The following is a 24864-nucleotide window of genomic DNA, read 5'->3' on the forward strand; positions in this document are numbered from 1 at the left end:
AAGCGCCCGGTCCTTATCGGCCGGGCGCTTTTTTATATTATATCAGCAGCTTTATGATGAGCATTGCAATAAAAACAGCACCGAACCAACAGGCTGCTTTTATCAGAAGCAGGCCATAATACCTTTGTTGAAATCGCTTTTCTTCCGTCTCTAATAGAACAACTTCCTCGTTCTCCGATTCCAGTTCAATAGGCTCCTTCATTAATTCATATAATTCTCCGCACTCTTCACAGTTACTTATATGCTCTTTTATAAACGTTTCCGTTTCTTTGCCGCAGTCACCTTCTATATATAAAGGGAGCAAATCTCTCACAAGATAGCAAGTCATATCTGTCCATCCTCCCCGCTCGCTGACATTCGTTTTTTCAGCTCCAGCCTCGCCCTGTGGAGAGTGGTTTTCACTTTGGAAAGACTCCAGCCCAAGATTTCCGCTATGTCTTCATAAGAAAGTTCTTGAAATTCCCTTAATATCAGCACCGATTGATGCTTATCTGTCAGTTGAGAAATTTGTTGCTTGAGCGTTTCGTTTTTGACAGTCCGAAAAAGATGCTGTTCAGGCAGCTCATATGTCGATTGCATAAGATTTTCATTTGCGCTGATATCAGAAAATTGGTATTTCACATCGCGCCGGTACCAATTGATAAACGTGTGATGGGCGATTGTATAAAGCCATGTCTTTATGGAAGAGTGCCCTTTAAACGAATCAAGCCCGTTAAATGCCCTAATAAAAGTATCTTGGGCTAAATCCTTAGCCGTTTCCAGATGGCGGGTCCGCCTGAATAAATAAAACGTAATTTCTTTATAATGCTCATGGTATAAGTGTTCAATTGAAATCTTTTGTTTCATTAAAAATAAAACCACACCGTCATCCAAATAGACAGCAATATAAAGAGAACATACAAAGAATAAACGTACATTTTCACATGTCTGATCTGGTCACGCTCATGGTCCCGCGGGGTTCTTGAAAACTCTTCTTTCAATTGCCGTTCTCTTCTTTCTGCCTTGTGCTGAAAGGCCAATTCGTGCTGCTTCATCCATTTCATCGTTTCTTCTTCAAGCTCCCCTTCTCGATAAAGCTCGTATAAATCTATAAAAACAGACTCTTTTTCTTTACTGTTCATAAAGATTCATCACCTCATTTGTTTCCGCATCGACCACATATGCATCGTGCCGGTTTGAGCCGAATGGCTGAATAATGACAAGCCAGGCATAAAAGCTCTCGCCGCCCTTTGTCGCTATGATGGGTTTTGTCCGTTTTTTGTAAATGATGTCCTTATAACCTGCGGCTGCTTTTTCATAAGCCTTCTTTCCGTCTCGATAGGTGTAGGGAAATGACCTTGGAGCCAGATAGCTGTCAGCCGTCATTCCATCTTGATCTTCAAATAGAGAAAATTCATATTTGGCTGCTGAATCACGGTATATAAATGTAAGATCATCTTTTGATTCTAGCTGTTCCTCCTGGTTGACATGTTCGGCGCCCAACAGAGTTAAAAGCTGTCGGCGCAAATTTTGATCATGAAGCGAATAGCCCAGACTGCGAGGCAGGGTCATTTCCTCCAATGCCCCGGACGCCGTGTTAAACTCAAGCTTTATCCCCTCTTTCGTCTCAACTTGCAATCGGCTTCCGATAAGGCTGTTAATATCCAGTTTTGTAATTTGATAAGCTGTGACAGGCTGCTTCAGTTCATGAAGCACTTTTTCTGTTTGAGCATAAATGTCCTTTTTTGTGATATGTACTTGCGGAAGCGATTCCATCTTATAGACCGAAGGGGTTTCGCTAAATCCCATCAGCGTTTCTTTTTCCCAATAAAAAGAAGCAGCTGAATTGATGTCAACCTCTTTTTTCTTCTGGGCAAATTGGTTTTTCAAGAAAAGCTGCACTACCGTTTGATTGTTTTCCTTCGATACTTTAACTTCTATGTTCTTATTCAGAATTCGGCCATTCTTCTCGAGAAAATGTATCGACTTTTCTATATACTCTTTATCTGTCAGCGTTTTTCCTTTTGGCTCTTTTCCATAACTGTAGTTTTGGATCATTTGTGATACTTCGTCAACTTCTGCTTCGTAACTTGCTGTTTTCAATTGATAAAAATAATGCAAATCCATATTTGTTTCTGATAAATACATTTTCTCCTCAGTCGGAAAAAATGATTTTAAGATTTGTACCGCCTTTTCTGAAGAAATATGTTCACCAACGTAGTCAGCTCGATCAACAACAGTCGGCTTTGAAAAAGCAAAAGCGGCATCCCCCATATTACATACCGGGTTTAAAAGTGCCGTAAAAAATAGCACTGTGCCAATCGTCAGCCACTTTTTCATCCGCGGAAACTTCTTTTTTGACCTCAGAAACAAATGATAACTCATCAAAAACAAGGATAAGGTAAGGTAGGTTGTATACGGAAATAATGCCCCGTAATCTTTTGCAAACTCCTCCGGATACGGCATGAGCAGCAGTACAAGCAATCCTATGACCAGCGTATAATAAATACCTAGCAAACGCTTATTTTGTTTCCAGTACAATTTAAAAAATAATAGATTTAATGTAGCCAAAAGTAAGAGAATCAAAGCAAATATTCCCAACGAAACCATGATCTCTTCCTTTTCCATATAGTCTGGATTCCGCTTCCAGTATGAGAAAAAACTGAAGACCACCTGTACAATCGGCATACTGACAACAGCAAGGTCAAAAGTATAAAACATCCCATGGCTATTGTTGTCACGCAGCATTAACATATAATGAAATGCCGCAAGCAGTACATATCCGTACATAAAAAAGTGAAGAAGAGGCAAAAGCTCTTGTCCCTCAGACGCCAAATAGGCACTGGTAAAATCGGTCGCCTTTACCTGATGAAAAAGTTCAATCGACACACCCGCTAATAAAATAACGCGCAGGACGACTCCTGAATAAAACAGCGCGGCCCGTTGATTTATTTTCGGGTGATACGTCAAAGCGTATAAAGCGGCAAGCCCGACGATTGACCATTGAATAATCAAAACGCTCTGCCTGCTTAAAATAAAATACCGCTCAAAATGCAATATATAATGACTGAATAACTCCAACATGTCCAACAATCCTTTACATCTTATTAAGGCCTCATTCGGTTAGACACACCACTTATTAAAAAGTTTCAATAAAAACAAAAAAGTCTCCCTCTCTAAACAACTCTTTTCTTTTATGCTCTGAATGTGCACAGGCTTACAAAAAGCGTCAAACGGCTTATTGAAAAAAAAGAGAAAACACAAATGTCTTCCAATCAAACACAAATAACGCATCTCGTATGACACTTGGCTTATTTCGATATTATTCAACAAAAGTAAACACAGGTCAAATATATCAATTTTGTCTAGTAATGTTAATTTTTGTTGTGAAACCTAGAATGCTCGTTTAATATAATGATATAAGATTTTTCAGTTTTTTCAAAAAAGGGGGATTTATTGTGGGTTTAGGTAAGAAATTGTCTGTTGCTGTCGCCGCTTCGTTTATGAGTTTGTCAATCAGCCTTCCGGGAGTTCAGGCTGCAGAAAGTCATCAGCTTAAGGAGAATCAAACGAACTTCCTGTCGAAAAACGCAATAGCGCAAACGGAGCTGGCTGCTAATAATGACGCAGCTGTAAAACAGTTTTTGAAAAAGAACAGCGCCATTTTTAAAGGTGACCCTTCCAAGAGGCTGAAGCTTGTTGAAAGCACGACAGATAACCTCGGGTACAAGCATTTTCGATATGCTCCCGTCATTAATGGAGTGCCTATTAAAGATTCACAAGTGATCATTCACGTCGACAAAGCCGATAATGTCTATGCGATTAATGGAGAATTACACAATGAATCTGCTTCCAAAACAGATAATAGTAAAAAAGTGTCCTCTGGGAAAGCTTTGTCACTGGCTTTCAAAGCAATAGGCAAAGCACAAGATGCTGTGTCAAACGGCAATGCCGGAAACAGCAACAAAGCAGATTTAAAAGCAGTTAAAACTGAGGATGGCAGCTACCGTCTTGCCTATGATGTGACGATTCGCTATATCGAACCGGAACCTGCAAACTGGGAAGTCATCGTTGATGCTGAAACAGGAAAAATATTAAAACAGCAAAATAAAATAGAGCATGTAGCTGCTACAGGAACAGGCACAACCTTAAAAGGAGCCACGGTTCCACTTAATATCTCTTCAGAAAATGGCAAATATGTATTAAGAGACCTTTCAAAACCAACAGGCACTCAAATTATCACGTACGATTTGCAAAATAGAGAAAGCCGCCTTCCAGGAACGCTTGTCTCAAGCACGACAAATAAATTCACAGCTTCATCACAGCGGGCAGCCGTTGATGCTCACTATAACTTGGGTAAAGTGTATGATTATTTTTATTCTAATTTTAAACGCAACAGCTATGATAACAGAGGCAGCAAAATCGTTTCTTCGGTTCATTTCGGCAGCCGTTATAATAATGCCGCCTGGACAGGAGATCAAATGATTTATGGTGACGGCGACGGGTCATTCTTCTCCCCGCTTTCCGGTTCATTGGATGTGACGGCGCATGAAATGACACACGGTGTCACACAAGAAACGGCAAACCTTATCTATGAAAATCAGCCAGGGGCATTAAACGAGTCTTTCTCCGACGTATTTGGTTATTTTAACGATACAGAAGACTGGGATATCGGTGAAGACATTACGGTCAGCCAGCCGGCTCTCCGCAGTCTGTCAAATCCAACTAAATATGACCAGCCTGACAATTATGCCGACTATCAAAACCTGCCGAATACGGATGAAGGTGATTATGGCGGTGTGCACACTAACAGCGGAATTCCAAACAAAGCTGCTTACAATACCATTACAAAACTCGGCGTTTCTAAATCACAGCAGATTTATTACCGTGCGTTAACAACGTACCTCACGCCTTCTTCCACTTTCAAAGAGGCGAAGGCTGCCTTGATTCAATCTGCACGCGACCTTTACGGCTCAACTGACGCCGCTAAGGTGGAAGCTGCCTGGAATGCTGTAGGTTTGTAATCCTTTGAAATACTTAACAAAGCCTGAGATGCAAATGTCTCAGGCTTTGTTGTTTTTAAAATTAATTGATTCCCCCTCTTTCATTCTGCGGGATCAAAACTTATTGGAAGAGCTTAAAAGCAAGCTCTGACTATGTGCACAGTGAGGTACCCGCTATTATAATTATGCATGGAGATCAGGATGATGTTGTTCCGTATGTGGAAAGCGCTGATTCCTAGACACTTACAACAGCAGTCCATGATACGGCTATGTATAAAGTAAAAAGGTGCCGAATTCGGTTTTACCCAAGCCCATACACTTGAAATTGTAAAAGTGATAATCTGACACTTTTATACATAAGTTTTTATTGACAAAATTATTTATTTGTGCTATAATTGAAAATTAAAATATTTATATGTATAATAAGATTCTCCTGGCCAGGGGAATCTTTTTTGTTTATGCGGGAGGGTCATTGTATGAAGGAAAATGAGTCCAGTTTAACTTCCTTAATATCTGCTTTTGGTCGAGCATATCACAGTAAATATGACACACCAAAAATTTTCGATGATTTTATTGCAAAAGATCTAATTTCTCAAAAAGAGTTTTCAGACATCAGTGAGAATATGATTCAAGGAATACAGTTCTTCAACAAAGATCTTGCTCAAAGGTTTCAAGATGATCCGGATGAAATTTTAAAATGGATTACCCAAGTCCAGCTTTCTCCAACGCCCTTAGCACGTGCTGCGTATTGTGAAAAAGTAATACTTCATGAGGTAATGTTAGGGTTAAAACAGTACGTCATACTTGGAGCAGGATTAGATACTTTTTGTTTCCGGCGTCCTGAATTGAAAAACAGCTTAGAAATATTTGAAATTGATTATCCGGCTACACAGGAATTTAAAAAGAAAAAGTTGGATAATGCCAATTTTAAAATCCCGGGTAATCTTCATTTTGTTCCGATGGACTTTACCAATAAGTTTTCTTATCAGCAACTGATAGATGAAGGATTTGAAAATAAAAAAACTTTCTTTAGCCTATTGGGCGTTTCTTATTATTTAACGAAAGAAGAAAATTCAAGGTTAATTAAAGATTTATTTGCCAAGGTCCCACCAGGAAGCTCTATCGTTTTTGATTTTGCAGACGAAACACTCTTTGAAGAAAAAGGCATGTCTAATAGAGTTAAAAATATGGTGAAAATGGCTTCGGCAAGTGGAGAACCAATGAAATCTTGTTTCACTTATTATGAAATCGAAAACATGTTAGAAAAATCAGGTTTGCTGATTTATGAACATTTATCACCAGCTGCGATCAATGACCTTTTCTTTACTAATCGGACGGATTATCTGTCTGCATTCGAAACGATTCATTATATCCATGCGATAAAAAAATAATATTTCAGTCAGTAACAAACTTGCCTCTCAATCTATCGCTAAAGATTGGGAGGCTGTTTATTATTTTTGCTAATTCACAGACCGGTACGTCTAACATGATAAACAAAGCCTAAAGAAAAGAAGCTGCCGTCACTCATACGGCAGCTTCATAAAGCCCTTGGAAAAAGCGATTTAAGTATCAGCTTCTGCCAAGGGCTTTACTAAGATGATAAATTGTTTGCCATTCTCATCTTTCTCTAGTTTCAACTGTTCAAAGCCGCATTGACTCAAAAACAGTATCCACTCATTCCGATTGATTGGAACCGCTGCAAACATCGCTTTATGTTTTTCATTAAGCGTTTGGCCGATCTGTTCAATAATCGTCCGGGCATATCCCTTTTTTTCTTCAGCAGGGTCAACTAACACTGTTCCAAGCCACGGCTTTCCATTGGAAGGGGCCCACTCAAGATGGTAGCTGACCGCAATAGGCAGACCGTCTTTTTCCCATACAAGCCATGACCCGTTATACATGGAATAGGAGAGCATATAGCTTGCTAAATCTTTCTTCTCTCCAAGCTCCTCCTCTTTCCAGGCAGGATGAGCTTCCGCAAGCTTTTCTAACAAGCTGAGGTCATCCTGTTCAAAATATCTATTTTCCAGCATGCAGGTACTCTTCGAATATCGTTCTATGTATGGAAGGATTTCCGGCCAATACACTGTGATTTTTTAAAAAGGTGAACGGTTCCCCGTCAATTGTCGTATATATGCCCCCCACTTCATTTAACAGGATACAGCCGGCTGCATAATCCCAGGGAGCGAGCCGCATTGTAATGTAAGCGTCAATTCTCCCCGCTGCGACATTAGCCAGTTCTAAAGCGGCAGATCCATAGGAACGCGTGCCTCTTACTCTTTTCACAAGCGGCGCTAAAACGCTTGGATCGATTCTTTTGTTCTCTGTCACCCATGTAGCGTTAATGGCAAGAATCGCTTCTTCAATGGAGGTTTCCTGTAAAGGAGCAAGCTTCGTTTCATTCATATAAGCTCCCTTTCCGCTGAATGCGTGATACAGCTCATCTTGCACCACATCATAAATTAAACCGATTTTGCCTTTTCCGTTTTCAAAAATTCCGATTGATATCGCAAAATGTCTCTGCTGGTGTACAAAATTCATCGTCCCATCAATCGGGTCGATAATCCAGACCACTCCGTCCAATGAATGGAGTTCGTCTCCTTGTCCTTCTTCTCCGAGTATGCGATGGCCGGGAAACGTTTCTTGAATGCGGTCAATAAAAAACTTTTCCGTTTCCTTGTCAATATTTGTGACTAAATCATTCGGATTTGATTTTGTTTCTATTGTCAAATTTTGATGCATGGATTGTTTTATTCTGCTGCCCGCTTCTCTTACCCACTTTTTCGCAATTTCATCAATTTCCGTCCAATTTGTCATGTCGCCGTACCTCTTTTCTATGTATACCTTTTTCTTTATTCTCTAGCATACTGATAATAACGGTAAAAAAGCAAGAAATATGAAAAAAATGCCTTCTCACGTAAAAACGAACCAGTCAAGCGGTTCGTTTTTACTATAGCTTTTAACCGTTCAGACGAATCCATTCTTTTCTGAGACGTTCAAGCTTGCGTTTGGTCAGATCAATTTGTTCATCATTGCCTTTTTGCAGAGCCTCATACAGGGTTGCCAATTCATAATCAACCTCTAGTCTCCAGACAGCTTCACGGTTGTTTTTCTCTTCCTTAAACCCTTCTTTCACAACTTGCCTCATTGTCTTTCGCCCCTTCCAGAGATCATTTGTGTGTTAAAAAGCATCCCATTTTCCCAAATCAATAATGATACTTCTTATATCGTATGAATCTTATAATCAGCTGTAACATGATTCTGAAAATTGTGTGTTTACCTACTCATTGATTACCACATTTCCCTTCAATTAAAACGTGCTCAATGTTTTTGCTGGTGATTCTATCTATGATAAAATATGAATACTTAGTTTAAGGAGGAAAATCATGACACACATGCGTTTTACGGAAGAAGACTTTAACACATTTACTATAGAAGGTTTGGATGCCCGTATGGAGGTGCTGAAAGAGCAAGTCCGGCCGAAGCTGACCGCTTTAGGAGAGCATTTCGCACTTTCTTTATCCGCTCTAACCGGTGACGAAATGTTTCCCCATGTCGCAAAGCACGCCAGAAGATCCGTCAACCCTCCTGCCGATAGCTGGGTTGCGTTTGCCAACAGTAAAAGAGGATACAAAAAACTGCCTCATTTTCAAATCGGGCTGTGGGAAACTCATGTATTTGTATGGTTTGCGATTATTTATGAGTCTCCGATTAAAGAGGAATACGGAAAATTGCTCGAAGCACAGCAAGACAGTATCACGAAAAAAATTCCCGGAAGCTTTGTCTGGTCAGCCGATCATACGAAACCTGGCGTGTACAAGCAGTCAGACATGGACAGAGAACAGCTCAAAACCTTGTTCGAACGATTACAAACAATCAAAAAAGCCGAGCTCTTATGCGGCATTCAGCTTCAAAAAGAAGAAGTGCTTCAGATGAATAACCAGGAGTTTCTTTCAAAAATTGAAGATGCATTTCAACAGCTTGCCTTTTTGTACCGACTGACCCAAAAAGTGACGCAAGCATAAGAAAAACGAGCCGTGACTTTCATCCGGCTCGTTTTCTTACATTTTAATGATCGCTTCTTCTGATCCCTTCGCTTGTTTTACCGTACGGTACGGAGAATATGTACTTTGCTCTTCGAACTCGCTGCATATTGTTTTTTCCTGTGCTTTCCCCGGCACTATTTCTTTAAAGCGTCGATAGGCACTCAGCAGTTCTTCACGGTTAGCCCCTTTTTCGTAGGCTAATTCAACCTGCTGAAAAAAAGCAATCACATCCACCGCTTCTTCTGTTGTCCAGTCCTCATCCATCGGATATTGGTAATTCATTTTCTTCACTCCTTATTCACTGCTTCCCTTTTAGGAAACATCCTTATTAGATCATAAATTGTTCTTTACTTTCTTTCAAGTTCGTAATATAATTCATTTGTTTTACGTCTAAAATCGGTTTGACAAACGAAATATAACACACACTAACGTTAAGGTATTATGAAGAAGGTGGGAAAACAATTGTCGCAACATGATACACCCCTATATACCGGGCTGAAAAAGCACGCAAGCAGACAGCCTGTCCAATTTCACATTCCCGGCCACAAAAAAGGGGCAGGAATGGACCCTGAATTCAGACAATTTATCGGCGAAAATGCGCTAAGTATAGATTTAATTAACATTGAACCATTGGATGACCTTCATGCGCCGAAGGGTATTATAAAAGATGCGCAGGATCTCGCTGCCAAAGCTTTTGGCGCTGATCATACGTTCTTTTCTGTACAAGGAACCAGCGGCGCCATAATGACAATGGTAATGGCGGTTTGCGGACCGGGAGACAAAATCATCATTCCGCGAAACGTTCACAAGTCAATTATGACAGCCATTGTATTTTCTGGAGCTGTTCCTATTTTTATTCATCCTGAAATTGACAATGAACTTGGAATATCTCATGGAATCACTCCGGAATCAGCCAAACGGGCACTCACTGAGCATCCTGATGCCAAGGGACTTTTGGTTATCAATCCGACGTATTTTGGAGTGGCCGCTGATTTGAAAAGCATTGTGGAGCTTGCTCATTCCTTTGATGTGCCTGTGCTCGTAGACGAAGCGCACGGCGTTCATATTCATTTCCATGATCAATTGCCGCTTTCAGCCATGCAGGCCGGAGCTGATATGGCAGCAACCAGTGTTCACAAATTGGGCGGATCACTGACCCAAAGCTCTATTTTAAATATCAAAGAAGGCCTTGTGTCAAAGGAAAGAGTCCAAACCATTCTCAGTATGATGACAACGACATCCACATCATATCTGCTTCTGGCTTCTTTAGACGTGGCAAGAAAACGTCTGGCGACAGAAGGGCATCAGCTCATTGAAGAAACCATTATGCTTGCCGGCCAAACGAGAGAACGGCTGAATCATATCGAAGGCATATATTGTGTAGGCTCCGAGATCATCGGTTCAAAAGCGGCGTACCATTATGACCCGACAAAATTAATCATTTCCGTTAAGGATTTGGGGCTTACAGGTCACGATGTAGAAAAATGGCTTCGTGAATCATATAACATCGAAGTAGAACTGTCGGATTTGTATAATATCTTGTGTATCTTCACCCCCGGAGACCGGACTGATGATGCAGAGCGTTTGGTGACGGCATTGGAAGAAATCGCCCGCCAAGCTTCAGCAAGTGATTGTAAACAAAATCAAACTGAGGTTCTTCTTCCTAATATTCCGTTACTCGCCATGACTCCGCGGGACGCTTTTTATGCCAATACAGAAATCATCCCTTTAAAAGAGTCTGCGGGACGAATTATCGCTGAGTTTGTTATGGTATACCCGCCCGGAATTCCTATCTTTATTCCCGGCGAGATCATTACAGAAGAAAACGTCAGCTATATATTTAAGAATCTTGAAGCAGGGCTTCCTGTCCAAGGACCTGAAGATTCAACGCTGCAAATGATTCGGGTTATAAAGGAACAAAAAGCCATACAATAAAATAAACAACAAAAAAGCATGCGGCTTTTACACCGCATGCTTTTATTATTCTTCTTCAAGATGACACTGACATTGTCCGCAGCACGTTCCATAAAACGTTGTAACCTTCTCATCCTCAAAGTAATGAATGGCTTCGTTACAGTCTTGGCAAACAATCGTTCCCATCTCTCATTCCCCATTTCTCTTTTTTTGAAAACGCTTAATTTCTTTTGTTGTTATTATATTAATATGTCACATTTAAAATGTCAACAACAAACTGTATGTCACATTTATTTTTTGAGGATGAAAAATGTTTATTAATCAGTTATTCAGCCGCTTGTTTTATTTCTCTTGGATCAATGATTTTGTATCCTTTATCTCTTAACTTTGTCACAATTTGCGGCATTGCATGATCTGTCCACTCCCGATCATGCATCAATAAATTAGCTCCGTCAGTTAAATAAGGGCTGTTCACCATGATATCAGTAAGGGCATCTTTTGATTGGTATTTTGTTTCCCAATCGTACCCGTACGTCCAATTCATTTTCACCATCCCCTCCTGCTTAATCAGCTTCTCACTATAATCTGTATTGCTTCCGAAAGGCGCTCTGAAAAATGCAGGCTTTTCTCCGGTTACATCCTCGACCATTTTATTCACACCGAGAATTTCCTCTTTTTGCTCTTTTTCCGACAAATCCTTTAAATTTTGATGTGTCATTGTATGATTGCCAATCATAAAACCTAAATCATAAATATGCTTTAATGCTTTTTTATTTTCTTCATTTTTTAAAAAATGTCCATTCACAAAAAAGATTGCTGATGCATTCAGTTTGTGCAATTGATCTGCAATGTCTGCTGAATGCTTATCAGGTGCGTCGTCAATTGTTAAGAGCACAACCGGCTTTTCTTCCTTATTTCCCTTCAGCTTCTGAACAGAAGCGGTGTCAGGATTGATTTCATACTTGGCTTCTTTTTTTTCGGCTTTATCGCCTTTCTCAGCTTTTTTCTTCTCGTTTTTTTGCTGCTGGCTCTCCTTATCGGACACATGAGAATGTGTTTTGTCTGTTTTTCCTTCCTCATTTGTACTGGTTTCAGAATTACAGGCTGCCAAAAGCAGCATCATCGTTATAAATACAAACGCTTTAAACATCAAAACCCTCCGTATTTCAAATTTATATTTTCCTCCAGTATAACGAAAAAATTTGATCAGAACGAAGAATAATGTGTCATCTGAAACGACTCACTCATACAGCCCATATGAAGGTTTTATCATCTGTCTTTAAAAACGGTTTCAATTATATAACATTTAGGTAACAAGCCAAGGATTAAACGGTTCTCATGATAGACTAGAACTAGTTTACCAATGGTGAAATACAAGTTTGATAATCTTATACAGAGGAGAAAGATAGATGCTATTTCGCGCGGCAATCCCCATTGTAATCACGATATTGGTTTTGTCAGGCTGCACTCTTTCGACTATCAGCCCAGTCAAAAAAAGCGGGGTCGACAGCATTCATCATACTCAAATCCTGTTTTTTTCTGATGAAGACCATATAGATAAAGAAGTTCCTTATTATGACGCCCTTCTTGATTTAGAGAAGGATTATCCTGATCATGTGGAAAATATGAAAGTTTATGATGATAAAAAAGGATGGGAAGATGAAATAGAAACCGTCCCGACACTTATGGTTGTAGATCAAAGTCATGTTGTAGTGAAGATAGAGGGATGCGTAAAAAGAAAAGAAGATATCATTAAGCCATTACAGCATGTTTTGGCAAAATAAAAACAGCCTCCGCACCTAAGCAGAGGCTGTTTTGTTGTATAATCTAACAATTATTTCACAATATGAATCGGGCTTCCGATTGCCACTTCAGCAGCTTCCATCGTGATCTCTCCCAATGTCGGGTGAGCGTGAATTGTCATAGCGATATCTTCAGCAGTCATGCCGCCTTCGATTGCCAAGCTTAATTCAGAAATCATATCAGAGGCGCTTGCTCCGGCAATTTGTGCACCGATAACAAGTCCGTCCTCTTTACGAGTGATCAGCTTCATGAAGCCGTCAGTTTCGTTAAGAGAAAGAGCGCGTCCATTCGCCGCAAATGGGAATTTAGCAGCAACGATTTCAAGGCCTTCTTCTTTCGCCTGCGCTTCAGTGTATCCCACAGACGCAAGTTCCGGTTCAGAGAAGACAACCGCAGGAATGCCGAGGTAATCAATTTCTGCAGGCTCTCCAGCGATTGCTTCTGCAGCGATTTTACCTTCGTAAGACGCTTTATGAGCAAGCGGCGGTCCGTCGATAATATCACCGATCGCGTAAATGTTAGGTACGTTCGTACGGCATTGTTTATCGGTTTTTACGACACCGCGGTCTGTCATTTCAACGCCGACTTGCTCTAAGCCAAGCTCGTCAGTGTTTGGACGGCGTCCGACTGTGATTAATACGTAATCAGCATCAACGGTTTTCTCTTCACCTTTTACTTCAAAAGTGACTGTTACGCCGTCAGCTTTTTCTTCAACGCTTTTCGCCATCGCTTTTGTATGAATTTCAACGTTGCCTTTTTTCTTAAGGTTGCGTTTCACAAGAGAACTCATTTGTTTTTCAAAGCCAGGAAGAATTTCGTCTCCGCCTTCTAAAATCACAAGTTCAGTTCCGAAGTTCGCATACGCTGTGCCAAGCTCTGTTCCGATGTAACCGCCGCCGATAACGACAAGTTTCTTAGGAATTTCTTTAAGAGCAAGAGCGCCTGTTGAATTCAGAACGCGATCGCTATATTTGAAGTTTGGCAATTCGATAGGACGAGACCCAGTTGCAAGGATCGCGTTTTTGAACGTGTATGTTTGAGCAGAGTTCTCATCCATTACACGGACAGAATTGCTGTCTACAAAATAAGCTTCGCCTTTTACGACATCAACTTTGTTGCCTTTCAAAAGACCTGCAACACCGCCGGTAAGCTTGTCAACTACAGAGGCTTTCCATTCTTGAACTTTTGTAAAGTCAACTGTTACGTTCTCAGCAGTAATACCCATATCATCAGAATGCTTAGCATTCTCATAACGGTGGCCTGCATTGATCAGCGCTTTTGAAGGGATACATCCCACGTTCAGACAAACGCCTCCAAGAGTTGCTTTTTCAACGACTGTTACTTTTTGTCCAAGCTGAGCAGCGCGGATGGCAGCTACATAGCCGCCAGGTCCCGCACCAATGACAAGAGTATCTGTTTCAATAGGGAAATCTCCTACTACCATAACATTACGCCTCCATTAAAATTAATTGTGGATCGTTTAGTAAACGCTTGATGTGATTTAACGCATTTTGTGCAGTTGCTCCGTCAATCATACGGTGGTCAAAGCTGAGAGAAAGAGCCAAGACTGGAGCAGCTACAATTTCACCGTCACGTACAATCGCTTTTTCAGCAATACGGCCGATTCCGAGAATCGCAACCTCTGGATGGTTGATAACCGGAGTGAACCATTGTCCGCCCGCAGAACCGATGTTAGTGATTGTGCAAGATGCGCCTTTCATTTCTGCAGGAGCAAGCTTACCTTCACGTGCTTTTGTTGCAAGGCCGTTGATTTCATCAGAAATTTCAAAGATCGCTTTACGATCAGCATTTTTCACAACAGGAACTAACAAGCCTTTTTCAGTATCAGCAGCGATACCGATGTTGTAGTAATGCTTCTGAACAACTTCATCTGTTTTATCGTCAATTGAAGTGTTTAGAACAGGGAATTTTTTAAGTGCAGATGTAAGAGCTTTAACAACATAAGGCAAGTATGTCAGCTTAACTCCTTGATCAGCAGCAACCTGTTTGAACTGTTTACGATGAGCAACAAGGTTTGTTACATCAATTTCGTCCATTAGAGTAACGTGAGGAGCAGTATGTTTAGAGTTAACCATCGCTTTAGCAATTGCTTTGCGGATACCGCTCATTTTTTCGCGTGTCTCAGGGAACTCGCCCTCAGGAGCTGGTGCAGCAGCAGCCGGCTTAGCAGCAGATTCTTTCGATGCTGTTTCTTGCGGCGCAGCTGTCTCTTGAGATGCTCCCCCATTCACGAAGCTGTCAATATCTTCTTTTACAACACGTCCGTTGTTTCCAGAACCTGTTACTTTTTTGATATCAACGCCTTTTTCGCGCGCATATTTGCGTACAGAAGGCATCGCGATAACGCGTTTATTCGGATCTGCTTCCGCTTGGTCCTGTTGTCCGGCACCAGTTGCTTTAGCAGGCTCTTCTGCGCGTTCTTCTTTAGCTACGTCTTGTCCGGCTTCACCAGTTGACTGAACTTGAGCTTCAGTTTTTGCGTCGCCTGACTCTTCGCTTCCTTTAAATTGAAGGTCTTCGTAACCAGGTGCATCAAACGTAATAATCGTTTGTCCAACAGTTGCAACTGTTCCCTCTTCAACTTTTAATTCTAATACTTTTCCTTTTACAGGTGAAGGAATTTCTACTACTGCTTTATCATTTTGTACTTCTGCAAGCACATTATCTTCGTCTACCTCGTCGTTTGGCTTGACAAACCATTTTACGATTTCGCCTTCGTGGATACCTTCCCCGATATCTGGAAGTTTAAATTCAAATGCCACAGTTCTCGACCTCCTAGTTTGATTAAGCAATTTTAAGTTTGAATCGTAAGCATTGAAAATTCAGAAACACACGCCTCTGATTATATAATGGAGGAAAAGATCAAGTCTTTTCCCCCTTTTTATGAAGTTTGATTAAAATTCAAGTACTTTTCTGGCTGTTTCAAGAACGTCTTTATGGTTTGGAAGCCATACGCTCTCAGCTTGAGAGAAAGCAAATACTGTGTCAGGCGCTGTTACGCGAAGCACAGGAGCTTCCAAGCTTAAGATCGCGCGGTCGTTAATTTCAGCTACTACGTTAGCAGCAACGCCGGCTTGTTTTTGAGCCTCTTGAACTACAATCGCGCGGCCTGTTTTTTCTACAGATGCGATGATCGTTTCAATATCAAGCGGGCTGACTGTGCGAAGGTCGACAACCTCAGCAGAAATGCCGTCTTTTTCAAGCTCTTCAGCAGCTTTTAATGATTCATGAACCATTGCACCGTAAGTGATGATGGAAAGATCAGTTCCTTCACGTTTCACATCAGCTTTGCCTAGTTCAATTGTGTACTCTTCTTCAGGAACTTCCTGACGGAAAGAACGGTACAGCTTCATATGCTCTAAGAATACAACCGGATCATTGTCGCGGATTGCAGAGATCAAAAGACCTTTAGCGTCATATGGAGTTGACGGGATAACAACTTTAAGACCAGGCTGCTGAGCTACAAGCCCTTCCAAGCTGTCAGCGTGAAGTTCAGGAGTATGAACACCACCGCCGAAAGGAGAACGGATCGTAACTGGAGAAGTCCAGCGTCCGCCTGAACGGTAGCGCATACGTGCCATTTGTCCTGAAACTGAATCCATTACTTCATATACAAATCCGAAGAATTGAATCTCCATAACCGGACGGAAATCATTTAAGCCTAAACCAAGGGCAAGACCGCCGATACCAGATTCAGCAAGTGGCGTGTCAAACACGCGATCTTCACCAAATTCTTTTTGCAAACCTTCAGTCGCACGGAATACGCCGCCGTTTACACCAACGTCTTCTCCGAAAACTAAGACGTTTTCGTCATTTTTCAGTTCTGTGCGTAACGCATCCGTGATTGCTTGAATCATTGTCATTTGCGCCATGGCTTACTTCGACTCCTTCTGTGTATAAGTTTCTAACTGCTCTTCAAGGTTGTAAGGCAGTTCTTCATACATAATATTGATTAAATCTGATACTTTTTGTTTTGGTTCTTCATCCGCTTTTTTGATGGCTTGCTTGATTTCTTCTTTAGCAGCCTCAATAACTTTCGTTTCTTCTTCTTCAGACCATAGGCCTTTGTTTTCTAAGAACGCGCGGAAACGAACAAGCGGATCTTTTTGTTCCCATTCGTTTTCAATTTCTTTCGTACGGTATTTCGTCGGATCGTCACCAGCCATTGTGTGCGGGCCGTAACGGAATGTAAGAGTTTCAATCAAAGTCGGGCCTTCGCCGTTTACAGCGCGTTCGCGTGCTTCTGCAGTTGCAGCGTACACAGCAAGTGCATCCATTCCGTCTACTTGAACACCGACAATACCAGCAGCTGCCGCTTTTTGAGCAATTGTGCTTGCTGCAGATTGTTTTTCAACCGGAGTTGAGATTGCGTAACGGTTGTTTTGAACAACGAAAATCGCAGGGGCTTTATAAGCGCCGGCAAAGTTGATTCCTTCGTAGAAGTCTCCTTGAGAAGCTCCCCCGTCACCAGTATAAGTAATTGCAACAGCTTTCTTGCCGCGTTTTTTAAGACCTAGTGCAACACCTGCAGTTTGAATGTACTGCGCACCGATAATGATTTGCGGAGAAAGGGCGTTCACATCATCAGGCATTTGGTTTCCTCTGAAATGTCCGCGAGAGAAAAGGAACGCTTGATACAATGGAAGGCCATGCCAGATTAACTGAGGCACATCACGGTATCCCGGAAGAACAAAATCTTCTTTTTCAAGCGCGAAATGTGTTGCAATTTGTGAAGCTTCCTGACCGGCAGTAGGAGCGTAGAAACCGAGACGCCCTTGGCGGTTCAATGAAATGGAGCGCTGATCAAGCACACGCGTAAATACCATGCGGCGCATAAGCTCTTTTAATTGATCATCAGATAAATCAGGCATCGCCGCTTCATTCACGACTTCTCCCTTTTCATTTAAAATTTGGAACGTTTCGAACTGCTTTTTAATGGCATCAAATTGCTTTTTACTGTCAACGATAGCTTTTTTCGTTTTTGCAGCCATACTAAAGTCACCTCTTCCTTTCTTTTAAACAGTCATTAGACGTGCATACCTTTTATACATACAAACTTAGGGTACCCTAAAGTATTAGCAGTAAGTCGTATATATTTTAGCCGATCCCCAGTTTGCCAAAACCTTTTATGTAGGATAGTCACATTCTATTCTGAACTGTATTATCTTGTAGTTTTAAAAAAACTAATACAACATCACTTAACATGGATTAGTTTACACTAAACAAAGAAGACCCGTCAATCGTTTTAATCATTGATTTTCAATAAATGTATTCGCTTTATATTTTCAATGGTCTTCCTGTGTTTCCCCACCTTTAAAACTGTACTAGTATACAGTAGATTTCTGTACTACAATAGAAAATTAAAAATTAAGCGAAACACATTTTTAAATAAAAAAAGAGCTGACCAGTCAGCTCTTTTTCACATCAAACCCTGCGGTGTTATATAACTCTTCTCTTGCTTGATTATATTTTTCCGTTTGCTTATTAAATTCTTCGCTTTGTTTGAGCACTTTATCATAGGAAGTGTTCACTTTGTCGATCTGCTGATCTAAATCATCCAATGTCAAGTCTTTTTTCTTCATAAGCTTATACAGTTCTTTGTCCAGTTTGATTGCCTTTTCATATTCCTTATACATGGAGCTGTAGGAAGAATATCTCTTCTCCATATAGGAAGCTGCATTTTCAGCTTTTTCTTTAATTTTCTCATCTTTAATATCTTCTGCCGATTCTTTTGCTGTTTTAAATTCCTTTTTGGAATCGTCAATACTGCTCTTTTCGGTTTTTAGATGATCCTCACGCTTGCTGGCATTATCAAGTGCCTGATTTGATAATGAAACGATCTTTTTATAATCATCCATATTCAATTGAATTACGCTGTCGTACAGCTTATTCTCATCCTTCTCCAACTTTTCTAATGTCTTCTGTTCTTTTTGAAACGGTTTTTCCAGCTGCACGACTTTTTCTAATGAGTCATGCAGCGATTCAACCGGATCCTGTTCCGCACAGCCGGTCAGCAGCACACTTGACGCGCCAAGCGCACAGATTCCTGCAAATATGTGTTTTTTATTAAATTTCACGCTGAAATCCCCCAATCTTGACATTTTCTACTATAGGATCTCTCGCGGATTTTGACAATAGCTGAGCTGTAATTGAATGTTTCGACAAACCAGTCCTCATTTATGCAGAGTCTCGGCGCTCAAAAAAATGAATTAAAAAAAATGAAAAATCAGGGCATATGACCATACAACTTCTGTGCTTTTACATAGGTTATAGTAGACGCTATGCCTACAAAAAAAGGCTGCGCGTAATTACAAGAGGAGGTTTTTTTATGTACGGTTATGGATATGGCGGAGGCTGTTGCAGTTACGGCGGTTATGGGTACGGTGGAGGCGGCTGCGGAGGCGGCTACGGACGCACATTCGCTTTAATCGTTGTATTGTTTATCTTGTTGATTATCGTTGGCGCTGCTTATTTAGGCTGCTAAACGCGGACGATTGACCAGCCTTAAAACGGCTGGTCTTATTTGATTCGTTGCGCCGCGCTAAAGAAATCCTTTATAATTTACATATTAAGCTTTAGGAGTGAAGTTTCTTGATTACTATGGAGAATATTGTGCGTGACGGACATCCCGCACTCAGAGAGGTTGCTGAAAACGTTCAGCTGCCTGCAAGTGATACAGAAAAAAAACAGCTTGCTGAGATGATTGAGTTTGTAAAAAACAGCCAAGATCCTGTGCTGGCTGAACAGCATCAGCTTCGGCCCGGAGTGGGGCTTGCTGCGCCTCAAATCAATATAAACAAACGAATGATAGCGATACACGCTGAAGACGCTTCAGGAACCTTGTACAGCTATGCGCTGTTTAATCCGAAAATCATCAGCCATTCGGTTGAAAAAAGCTATTTAACCAGCGGAGAAGGCTGCCTTTCCGTTGATGAGGCTATCCCCGGCTATGTTCCCAGGTACGCCCGAATCAGAGTGAAAGCAACGACGCTGGAAGGAGAAGAGATTGATATTCGGTTAAAAGGTTTCCTCGCTATTGTATTTCAACATGAAATTGATCACCTGAACGGCGTGATGTTTTATGACCATATTGATAAAGAGAATCCATTTCGGGAACCGGAAAACGCAGTCCCTATTGAACGGTAAATTAAAACGGCCGACACATCAGTAGTGTCAGCCGTTTTTTTATTTCAAAAGCCCTAATTCTTTTACAGCAAACGCGATCCCGTCTTCATCTACAGGTTTGGTCACAAAATCTGCGATTTCTTTCAATTCCGGCACTGCATTTCCCATGGCAACGCCCGTTCCGACAAACTCAATCATTTGCAGATCATTGAGCCCGTCACCGAACGCATATGTATCGCTGATGTCAAAAGGAAGCCGTTCGATCACTTTTTTAATTCCTTCCGCTTTTGATCCGCCGCGAGGAAGCACATCAGTGGAAACCTCATGCCAGCGCACGAAATCAAACTCGTTCATAGCCGTATACGCATTTTCTTCATGATCCCGGCAGAATAAAAGGAGCTGGAAGATTTCTTTTCCCTCATAAAATAATTCATCCAGTTCCGGATACTGAGCCTTTAAACTGCTGATCCCTTCGAATACGCGGGGATGCTTATCCATGTTGGTCTTCATGGTGTCTTCTGCCATAAACACAACAGGGTGCTTACCTTCGCCGGCTTGTTTTAACAGACGCTTGATCGCTTGTTCAGGCAGCGGATTTTTAAAAATGACTTCCCCTTCAAAGACAACGTACTGTCCATTGTAGGAGATAAACGAATGGATCCCCAGTTCATTCAAGATCGGTTTAACCATAAACGGCGCACGGCCGCTGGCGATAAACACATGGTGCCCCTGCTCCTGAAGCGCCGCAACTGTTTCCCTTGTACTCTCAGGTATATTTTTATCATGATCATATATCGTACCGTCGATATCCAGAAAGATTAATTTAGTATCCATGGCTGATTTCTCCTTTATCCCATTGTCACTTAGTACATGCTTTCCCACTCCCATCATACAGAAAGTTTTTATTCGGGCAAACCATTTCCTTTACTTTTTCATTTGAATCCCATAAATACCCATGAAAATTCACATCATAACTCCGCATACTATCCTTAAAGAGAATTGGCCTAGTTGATATGTTTTGTAAGGAGGTTTTCAGATGCTGCGCCGATTACGCAAAAAAATAAGACGACAATGGAACGGAATGCTCCGTAAAAAAGGCATTGCCTGACAAGGGATCCTTCGTTTTTCGAATGGTCCTTTTTTGCTCAAGACTTTTATTATATTCGGTTTTCGAATATAATAGAATAAGCGAGTCTAACATACGGCATTTAAGGAGAGATTTGGATGATTTATAAGGTATTTTATCAAGAGAAGGCTGACGAAGTACCTGTTCGTGAAAAAACAGCTTCACTTTATATTGAAGGCGTATCAGAAAGAGACGTCAGAACTAAGCTGAAAGACAAAAAATATAACATTGAATTTGTTCAATCTGTTGACGGTGCTTTTTTAGAATACGAAAAACAGAGCGAAAATTTTAAAGTATTGGAGTTATGAGCGGAATGAAATTTGTAAAAAATGATCAGGCTGCTGTTTTCGCCCTCGGAGGTTTGGGTGAAATCGGCAAAAATACGTACGGAGTGCAGTTTCAAGACGAGATTGTTCTGATTGATGCGGGAATTAAGTTTCCGGAAGATGAGCTTCTCGGCATTGACTATGTCATTCCCGATTACACGTATTTAGTTAAGAACGAAGATAAAATTAAAGGTTTGTTTATTACACACGGACATGAAGACCACATTGGCGGCATTCCGTATCTGCTCAGACAAGTTAATATTCCCGTTTACGGCGGTAAACTCGCGATCGGCTTACTTCGGAATAAACTTGAAGAGCATGGTTTATTAAGACAAACGAAACTCAATATTATCGGTGAAGACGATATTATTAAATTCAGAAAAACAGCTGTATCCTTCTTCAGAACGACTCACAGCATTCCGGATTCCTACGGGGTTGTTGTAAAAACACCGCCCGGAAACATCGTACATACTGGAGACTTCAAGTTCGACTTTACTCCAGTCGGTGAACCGGCGAACTTGACAAAGATGGCTGAGATCGGAAAAGAAGGCGTGTTATGCCTCTTATCAGACAGCACAAACAGTGAAGTACCCGATTTCACTATGTCTGAACGCCGTGTCGGTGAGAGCATTCACGATATTTTCCGAAAAGTGGACGGAAGAATTATCTTTGCAACCTTTGCTTCGAACATTCACCGTTTGCAGCAGGTAATAGAAGCTGCCGTGTTAAACGGCAGAAAAGTCGCCGTATTTGGACGCAGTATGGAATCGGCAATTGAAATAGGCCAAAATCTCGGGTATATTAATTGTCCTAAAAATACATTTATCGAGCACAATGAAATTAATCGGATCCCTGCAAACAAAGTAACGATTCTATGTACGGGAAGCCAGGGAGAGCCGATGGCCGCATTGTCAAGGATTGCAAACGGCACTCACCGTCAAATCTCAATTAATCCGGGAGATACGGTTGTCTTTTCTTCATCTCCTATACCGGGGAACACAATCAGCGTAAGCCGTACAATCAACCAATTGTACCGTGCCGGTGCCGAGGTTATTCACGGATCACTTAATGATATCCATACATCCGGACACGGCGGACAGGAAGAACAAAAGCTGATGCTCCGTTTGATGAAGCCTAAATTCTTTATGCCGATTCACGGGGAATACAGAATGCAAAAAATGCATATCAAGCTTGCGACAGATTGCGGCATACCAGAAGAAAACTGCTTTATCATGGATAATGGCGAAGTTTTAGCGCTTAAAGGCGATGAAGCTTCTGTAGCGGGCAAAATCCCATCCGGTTCAGTGTATATTGATGGAAGCGGAATTGGCGATATCGGCAACATTGTACTTCGCGACCGCAGAATTCTATCCGAAGAAGGACTTGTCATTGTAGTTGTCAGCATGGATATGAATGAATTTAAAATCTCAGCAGGTCCTGACTTGATTTCAAGAGGATTCGTTTATATGAGAGAATCCGGTGATCTGATCCATGACGCACAAGAGCTAATTTCAAACCATTTAGAAACGGTTATGGAAAGAAAAACAACTCAATGGTCTGAAATTAAAAACGAAATCACAGACACGCTTGCTCCTTTCCTATACGAAAAGACAAAACGTCGTCCGATGATCCTTCCGATTATTATGGAAGTATAAAAAAAGATGCACTCGACCTTGAGTGCATCTTTTTTATTGTAATGAAATATGTTGAAACGCCTTTACATCAAAAAGTCCTTTTGTCGTCATTTTTATATCAGGAATGACTGGTAACGCCAAAAATGAAAGAGTAAGGAAAGGATTGAAATCACCGGTGAACCCGATCAATGAAAGCTGTTCATGAAGAACATGCAGGCTGTCGTTTACCCATTCAGCAGATTGATCAGATAATAAACCTGCGATCGGAAGCGGAACGGAGTGAAGCTCTTTGCCGCCTTTTACGACCGTTAATCCGCCGCCGATTTCCTGGAGCTTATTGACCGCAGCTGCTATATCCGTATCGTTCGTGCCAACAGCTATAATATTATGTGAATCATGAGAAATCGTAGTCGCCAGCGCTCCGTCTTTTAAACCAAAGCCTTGAACAACCCCAAGCCCCGTTTCCCTCAATGCTTTATGCCGTTCAACAACAGCAATCTTTAATAAATCTTGATTGATATCTGGCTGAAACACACTATTGTCCGCATGGGCACTAATCAGCTTTGTTTCAAGCTGATTCGGGATAATACGAATGACACGAATATTTTTTTTCGGGTAAATGGGTATGACAAAATCTTGTTTGTTCAGAGGCGCAAGACGGACGGATTGAAGCAGAGACTGATCTGGTGTAATAGACTCCTGCTCGTTCTGATATACGTTTCTTCCTTTTTCCGCGATTGTTTGTCCTTTTACCATTGTCTTTGTGATACTGACATTTTCTAAGTTTGAAATGAACAGCAGGTCAGCATCATAGCCCGGTGCTATAGCGCCTTTTGTATCAAGGCCGTAGCATTCCGCTGCATTCAGGCTGCCCAATTGATAAGCTAAAAACGGATCAAGCCCTGCTTTGATGGCTATTTTGACCTGATGATTAATGCTTCCCTCTTCCAATAAATCATCCACATGCTTATCATCCGTACAGAAAAAGAATCGGCGGGCATTTTTTTCATTTACAGCCGGCAGAACATTGAGGACATTTTTGGCTACTGATCCTTCACGAAGCATGACATACATTCCTCTTCTGATGCGGTCAAGCGCTTCTTCTTTAGTTGTTACTTCATGATCATTCAGGACAAAAGCCGTTCTGTATATATTGACGAAATCTGTTGATAAGCCGGCTAGATGGCCGTCAATTCGCTTTCCGGCCAGCTTGGCATCAAGTAATTTATCCAGCATATCGTCTTCGCCTTGTCCGACTGATACATAATCCATAACCTCCGCAAGCCCCAATACCTCTTTCTCTTTATAGAAAGACTTAAGGTCTGCCGCTTTCAAGATGGCGCCAGATCTCTCGAAACTTGCGGCGGGAACACTGGAGGGCAGCATAAAATGTATATTCAGCGGCGTTTTTCGCGCCTGTTCAATCATAAATTTGATTCCTTTACCTCCGGCGACATTCGCGATTTCATGCGGATCAGTAATAATGGTTGTCACACCATGCGGCAAAACCGCTTTTGCAAACTCAATCGGTGTCACCATAGAGGATTCGATATGTACATGTCCGTCAATAAAACCCGGTACAATCATTTGGCCTTCTGCGTCTATTGTTTCTTCCCCTTCATACTGGCCCAGACCGATGATCACTCCGTCAGTAATGGCGATATCAGCTTGAATCCATTCTTGGTTAAAAACATCCATGATTTTTCCGTTCTTGATGACGGTATCAGCTTTTCTCCGGCGGGCTGAAGCATCAAGCCGCTTGACCAATGTTTCCTTATTCAATTGTGCCCCCTCCTCTTTTTATTTATATGGTACAATATGCTATCGGAACGATAATTCTTAGTCAATAAAAAACCGAAGAAATCGTACAAACATATTGAATGTTTT

26 protein-coding genes are annotated in these 24864 nt (G+C 41.3%); 9 read left to right on the forward strand and 17 right to left on the reverse strand.

The genetic code is table 11. The features are described from left to right. Positions 1-37: 37 nt before the first annotated feature. Genes GXP75_RS02005 through GXP75_RS02020 form a run of 4 tightly spaced genes read right to left on the reverse strand, consistent with a single transcriptional unit; the run spans position 38 to position 3063 of the window. The gene (locus GXP75_RS02005) at positions 38-328 is read right to left on the reverse strand and encodes an anti-sigma factor family protein (RefSeq protein WP_106044888.1); all 291 of its coding nucleotides are present in this window, start codon (positions 326-328) and stop codon (positions 38-40) included. After that, positions 325-846 (reverse strand): sigma-70 family RNA polymerase sigma factor, encoded by a 522-nt coding sequence (locus tag GXP75_RS02010; protein ID WP_242556029.1) that lies wholly within the window; start codon positions 844-846, stop codon positions 325-327. Before GXP75_RS02010 ends, GXP75_RS02005 begins: the two co-directional genes overlap by 4 nt. Further along, positions 846-1121 carry a hypothetical protein gene (locus GXP75_RS02015; RefSeq protein ID WP_242556030.1) on the reverse strand — a complete coding sequence of 92 codons (276 nt, stop codon included), beginning with the start codon at positions 1119-1121 and terminating at the stop codon, positions 846-848. The genes GXP75_RS02010 and GXP75_RS02015 overlap by 1 nt, the downstream gene beginning before the upstream one ends. Further along, on the reverse strand, positions 1111-3063 hold the full coding sequence (locus GXP75_RS02020) for a hypothetical protein (RefSeq protein ID WP_242556031.1): 1953 nt from the start codon (positions 3061-3063) through the stop codon (positions 1111-1113). The genes GXP75_RS02015 and GXP75_RS02020 overlap by 11 nt, the downstream gene beginning before the upstream one ends. Before the next feature lie 374 nt (positions 3064-3437). Between GXP75_RS02020 and GXP75_RS02025 the strand changes: the two genes are divergently transcribed. Together GXP75_RS02025 and GXP75_RS02030 are read left to right on the forward strand one after the other, a co-directional pair. Next, complete coding sequence (locus GXP75_RS02025) at positions 3438-5003, forward strand: M4 family metallopeptidase (protein ID WP_214914779.1); 1566 nt, start codon at positions 3438-3440, stop codon at positions 5001-5003. 455 nt (positions 5004-5458) lie between these two features. Continuing rightward, positions 5459-6373, forward strand: a complete 915-nt coding sequence (locus GXP75_RS02030) for a class I SAM-dependent methyltransferase (protein ID WP_242556032.1) — start codon at positions 5459-5461, stop codon at positions 6371-6373. 171 nt (positions 6374-6544) lie between these two features. Here the strand turns inward: GXP75_RS02030 and GXP75_RS02035 are convergent, their stop codons facing one another. The 3 genes from GXP75_RS02035 to GXP75_RS02045 all read right to left on the reverse strand — a co-directional run bounded on the left by GXP75_RS02035 (position 6545) and on the right by GXP75_RS02045 (position 8130). Further along, on the reverse strand, positions 6545-7015 hold the full coding sequence (locus GXP75_RS02035) for a GNAT family N-acetyltransferase (protein WP_061571465.1): 471 nt from the start codon (positions 7013-7015) through the stop codon (positions 6545-6547). Then, a complete protein-coding gene (gene suhB / locus GXP75_RS02040) occupies positions 7002-7799 on the reverse strand; it encodes an inositol monophosphatase family protein (protein WP_242556033.1) in 798 nt (265 codons plus the stop codon). Before suhB ends, GXP75_RS02035 begins: the two co-directional genes overlap by 14 nt. Positions 7800-7941: 142 nt before the next feature. Beyond that, entirely contained in the window at positions 7942-8130 is a 189-nt protein-coding gene (locus GXP75_RS02045; RefSeq protein WP_003329123.1) for a hypothetical protein, read from the reverse strand. Positions 8131-8368: 238 nt separating this feature from the next. On the opposite strand from GXP75_RS02045, the gene GXP75_RS02050 reads away from it, so the two are divergent. Beyond that, entirely contained in the window at positions 8369-9007 is a 639-nt protein-coding gene (locus GXP75_RS02050; RefSeq protein ID WP_242556034.1) for a YktB family protein, read from the forward strand. Positions 9008-9043: 36 nt separating this feature from the next. On the opposite strand, the gene GXP75_RS02055 is transcribed toward GXP75_RS02050, so the two are convergent. Continuing rightward, entirely contained in the window at positions 9044-9310 is a 267-nt protein-coding gene (locus GXP75_RS02055; RefSeq protein ID WP_061571463.1) for a UPF0223 family protein, read from the reverse strand. 180 nt (positions 9311-9490) lie between these two features. Here GXP75_RS02055 and GXP75_RS02060 point away from each other — a divergent pair, with 180 nt between their 5' ends. Beyond that, positions 9491-10963, forward strand: coding sequence for an aminotransferase class I/II-fold pyridoxal phosphate-dependent enzyme (locus GXP75_RS02060; protein ID WP_061571462.1), 1473 nt, complete (start codon positions 9491-9493; stop codon positions 10961-10963). 45 nt (positions 10964-11008) lie between these two features. On the opposite strand, the gene GXP75_RS02065 is transcribed toward GXP75_RS02060, so the two are convergent. Beyond that, entirely contained in the window at positions 11009-11128 is a 120-nt protein-coding gene (locus tag GXP75_RS02065) for a GapA-binding peptide SR1P (protein WP_003329127.1), read from the reverse strand. A gap of 139 nt (positions 11129-11267) precedes the next feature. Next, the gene (locus GXP75_RS02070) at positions 11268-12092 is read right to left on the reverse strand and encodes a polysaccharide deacetylase family protein (RefSeq protein WP_061571461.1); all 825 of its coding nucleotides are present in this window, start codon (positions 12090-12092) and stop codon (positions 11268-11270) included. A 259-nt stretch (positions 12093-12351) separates the two neighbouring features. On the opposite strand from GXP75_RS02070, the gene GXP75_RS02075 reads away from it, so the two are divergent. Further along, entirely contained in the window at positions 12352-12726 is a 375-nt protein-coding gene (locus tag GXP75_RS02075) for a hypothetical protein (protein ID WP_003329130.1), read from the forward strand. 50 nt (positions 12727-12776) lie between these two features. Here the strand turns inward: GXP75_RS02075 and lpdA are convergent, their stop codons facing one another. The 5 genes from lpdA to GXP75_RS02100 all read right to left on the reverse strand — a co-directional run bounded on the left by lpdA (position 12777) and on the right by GXP75_RS02100 (position 18843). Next, entirely contained in the window at positions 12777-14189 is a 1413-nt protein-coding gene (gene lpdA / locus GXP75_RS02080) for a dihydrolipoyl dehydrogenase (protein ID WP_061571460.1), read from the reverse strand. 4 nt (positions 14190-14193) lie between these two features. Next, positions 14194-15528 (reverse strand): pyruvate dehydrogenase complex dihydrolipoyllysine-residue acetyltransferase, encoded by a 1335-nt coding sequence (gene pdhC / locus GXP75_RS02085; protein ID WP_242556035.1) that lies wholly within the window; start codon positions 15526-15528, stop codon positions 14194-14196. A gap of 132 nt (positions 15529-15660) precedes the next feature. Further along, positions 15661-16638 (reverse strand): pyruvate dehydrogenase complex E1 component subunit beta, encoded by a 978-nt coding sequence (pdhB, locus tag GXP75_RS02090; RefSeq protein WP_003329133.1) that lies wholly within the window; start codon positions 16636-16638, stop codon positions 15661-15663. 3 nt (positions 16639-16641) lie between these two features. Next, complete coding sequence (gene pdhA, locus GXP75_RS02095; protein ID WP_003329134.1) at positions 16642-17757, reverse strand: pyruvate dehydrogenase (acetyl-transferring) E1 component subunit alpha; 1116 nt, start codon at positions 17755-17757, stop codon at positions 16642-16644. Positions 17758-18174: 417 nt separating this feature from the next. Further along, on the reverse strand, positions 18175-18843 hold the full coding sequence (locus tag GXP75_RS02100) for a YkyA family protein (RefSeq protein ID WP_242556036.1): 669 nt from the start codon (positions 18841-18843) through the stop codon (positions 18175-18177). Positions 18844-19094: 251 nt separating this feature from the next. Here GXP75_RS02100 and GXP75_RS02105 point away from each other — a divergent pair, with 251 nt between their 5' ends. Then, positions 19095-19250, forward strand: coding sequence for a YjcZ family sporulation protein (locus tag GXP75_RS02105; protein ID WP_035175110.1), 156 nt, complete (start codon positions 19095-19097; stop codon positions 19248-19250). A gap of 107 nt (positions 19251-19357) precedes the next feature. Continuing rightward, positions 19358-19912, forward strand: coding sequence for a peptide deformylase (def, locus tag GXP75_RS02110; RefSeq protein ID WP_010788488.1), 555 nt, complete (start codon positions 19358-19360; stop codon positions 19910-19912). Positions 19913-19951: 39 nt separating this feature from the next. Here the strand turns inward: def and GXP75_RS02115 are convergent, their stop codons facing one another. After that, a complete protein-coding gene (locus GXP75_RS02115) occupies positions 19952-20725 on the reverse strand; it encodes a Cof-type HAD-IIB family hydrolase (RefSeq protein WP_214914797.1) in 774 nt (257 codons plus the stop codon). A gap of 390 nt (positions 20726-21115) precedes the next feature. Between GXP75_RS02115 and GXP75_RS02120 the strand changes: the two genes are divergently transcribed. After that, positions 21116-21325: a DNA-dependent RNA polymerase subunit epsilon gene (locus tag GXP75_RS02120; protein ID WP_003329140.1), complete on the forward strand. Its 210-nt coding sequence runs from the start codon at positions 21116-21118 to the stop codon at positions 21323-21325. A 5-nt stretch (positions 21326-21330) separates the two neighbouring features. Beyond that, a complete protein-coding gene (gene rnjA, locus GXP75_RS02125; RefSeq protein ID WP_214914800.1) occupies positions 21331-22998 on the forward strand; it encodes a ribonuclease J1 in 1668 nt (555 codons plus the stop codon). Between the two features lie 33 nt (positions 22999-23031). Here the strand turns inward: rnjA and ade are convergent, their stop codons facing one another. Continuing rightward, complete coding sequence (ade, locus tag GXP75_RS02130) at positions 23032-24759, reverse strand: adenine deaminase (RefSeq protein ID WP_242556037.1); 1728 nt, start codon at positions 24757-24759, stop codon at positions 23032-23034. Positions 24760-24864 lie beyond the last annotated feature (105 nt).

The organism is Bacillus sp. HU-1818, from assembly GCF_022695965.1.
Classification (GTDB): Bacteria; Bacillota; Bacilli; order Bacillales; family Bacillaceae; genus Bacillus; species Bacillus atrophaeus.

Coding starts and splice junctions, on each gene's coding strand:
- GXP75_RS02050 (WP_242556034.1), top strand. CDS start 8,369: ATGACACACATGCGTTTTACGGAAGAAGACTTTAACACATTTACTATA.
- pdhA (WP_003329134.1), bottom strand. CDS start 17,757: ATGGCTGCAAAAACGAAAAAAGCTATCGTTGACAGTAAAAAGCAATTT.
- GXP75_RS02035 (WP_061571465.1), bottom strand. CDS start 7,015: ATGCTGGAAAATAGATATTTTGAACAGGATGACCTCAGCTTGTTAGAA.
- GXP75_RS02005 (WP_106044888.1), bottom strand. CDS start 328: ATGACTTGCTATCTTGTGAGAGATTTGCTCCCTTTATATATAGAAGGT.
- GXP75_RS02120 (WP_003329140.1), top strand. CDS start 21,116: ATGATTTATAAGGTATTTTATCAAGAGAAGGCTGACGAAGTACCTGTT.
- suhB (WP_242556033.1), bottom strand. CDS start 7,799: ATGACAAATTGGACGGAAATTGATGAAATTGCGAAAAAGTGGGTAAGA.
- rnjA (WP_214914800.1), top strand. CDS start 21,331: ATGAAATTTGTAAAAAATGATCAGGCTGCTGTTTTCGCCCTCGGAGGT.
- pdhB (WP_003329133.1), bottom strand. CDS start 16,638: ATGGCGCAAATGACAATGATTCAAGCAATCACGGATGCGTTACGCACA.
- GXP75_RS02010 (WP_242556029.1), bottom strand. CDS start 846: ATGAAACAAAAGATTTCAATTGAACACTTATACCATGAGCATTATAAA.
- GXP75_RS02015 (WP_242556030.1), bottom strand. CDS start 1,121: ATGAACAGTAAAGAAAAAGAGTCTGTTTTTATAGATTTATACGAGCTT.
- GXP75_RS02075 (WP_003329130.1), top strand. CDS start 12,352: ATGCTATTTCGCGCGGCAATCCCCATTGTAATCACGATATTGGTTTTG.
- GXP75_RS02115 (WP_214914797.1), bottom strand. CDS start 20,725: ATGGATACTAAATTAATCTTTCTGGATATCGACGGTACGATATATGAT.
- GXP75_RS02065 (WP_003329127.1), bottom strand. CDS start 11,128: ATGGGAACGATTGTTTGCCAAGACTGTAACGAAGCCATTCATTACTTT.
- GXP75_RS02045 (WP_003329123.1), bottom strand. CDS start 8,130: ATGAGGCAAGTTGTGAAAGAAGGGTTTAAGGAAGAGAAAAACAACCGT.
- GXP75_RS02070 (WP_061571461.1), bottom strand. CDS start 12,092: ATGTTTAAAGCGTTTGTATTTATAACGATGATGCTGCTTTTGGCAGCC.
- GXP75_RS02105 (WP_035175110.1), top strand. CDS start 19,095: ATGTACGGTTATGGATATGGCGGAGGCTGTTGCAGTTACGGCGGTTAT.
- GXP75_RS02030 (WP_242556032.1), top strand. CDS start 5,459: ATGAAGGAAAATGAGTCCAGTTTAACTTCCTTAATATCTGCTTTTGGT.
- GXP75_RS02055 (WP_061571463.1), bottom strand. CDS start 9,310: ATGAATTACCAATATCCGATGGATGAGGACTGGACAACAGAAGAAGCG.
- lpdA (WP_061571460.1), bottom strand. CDS start 14,189: ATGGTAGTAGGAGATTTCCCTATTGAAACAGATACTCTTGTCATTGGT.
- GXP75_RS02020 (WP_242556031.1), bottom strand. CDS start 3,063: ATGTTGGAGTTATTCAGTCATTATATATTGCATTTTGAGCGGTATTTT.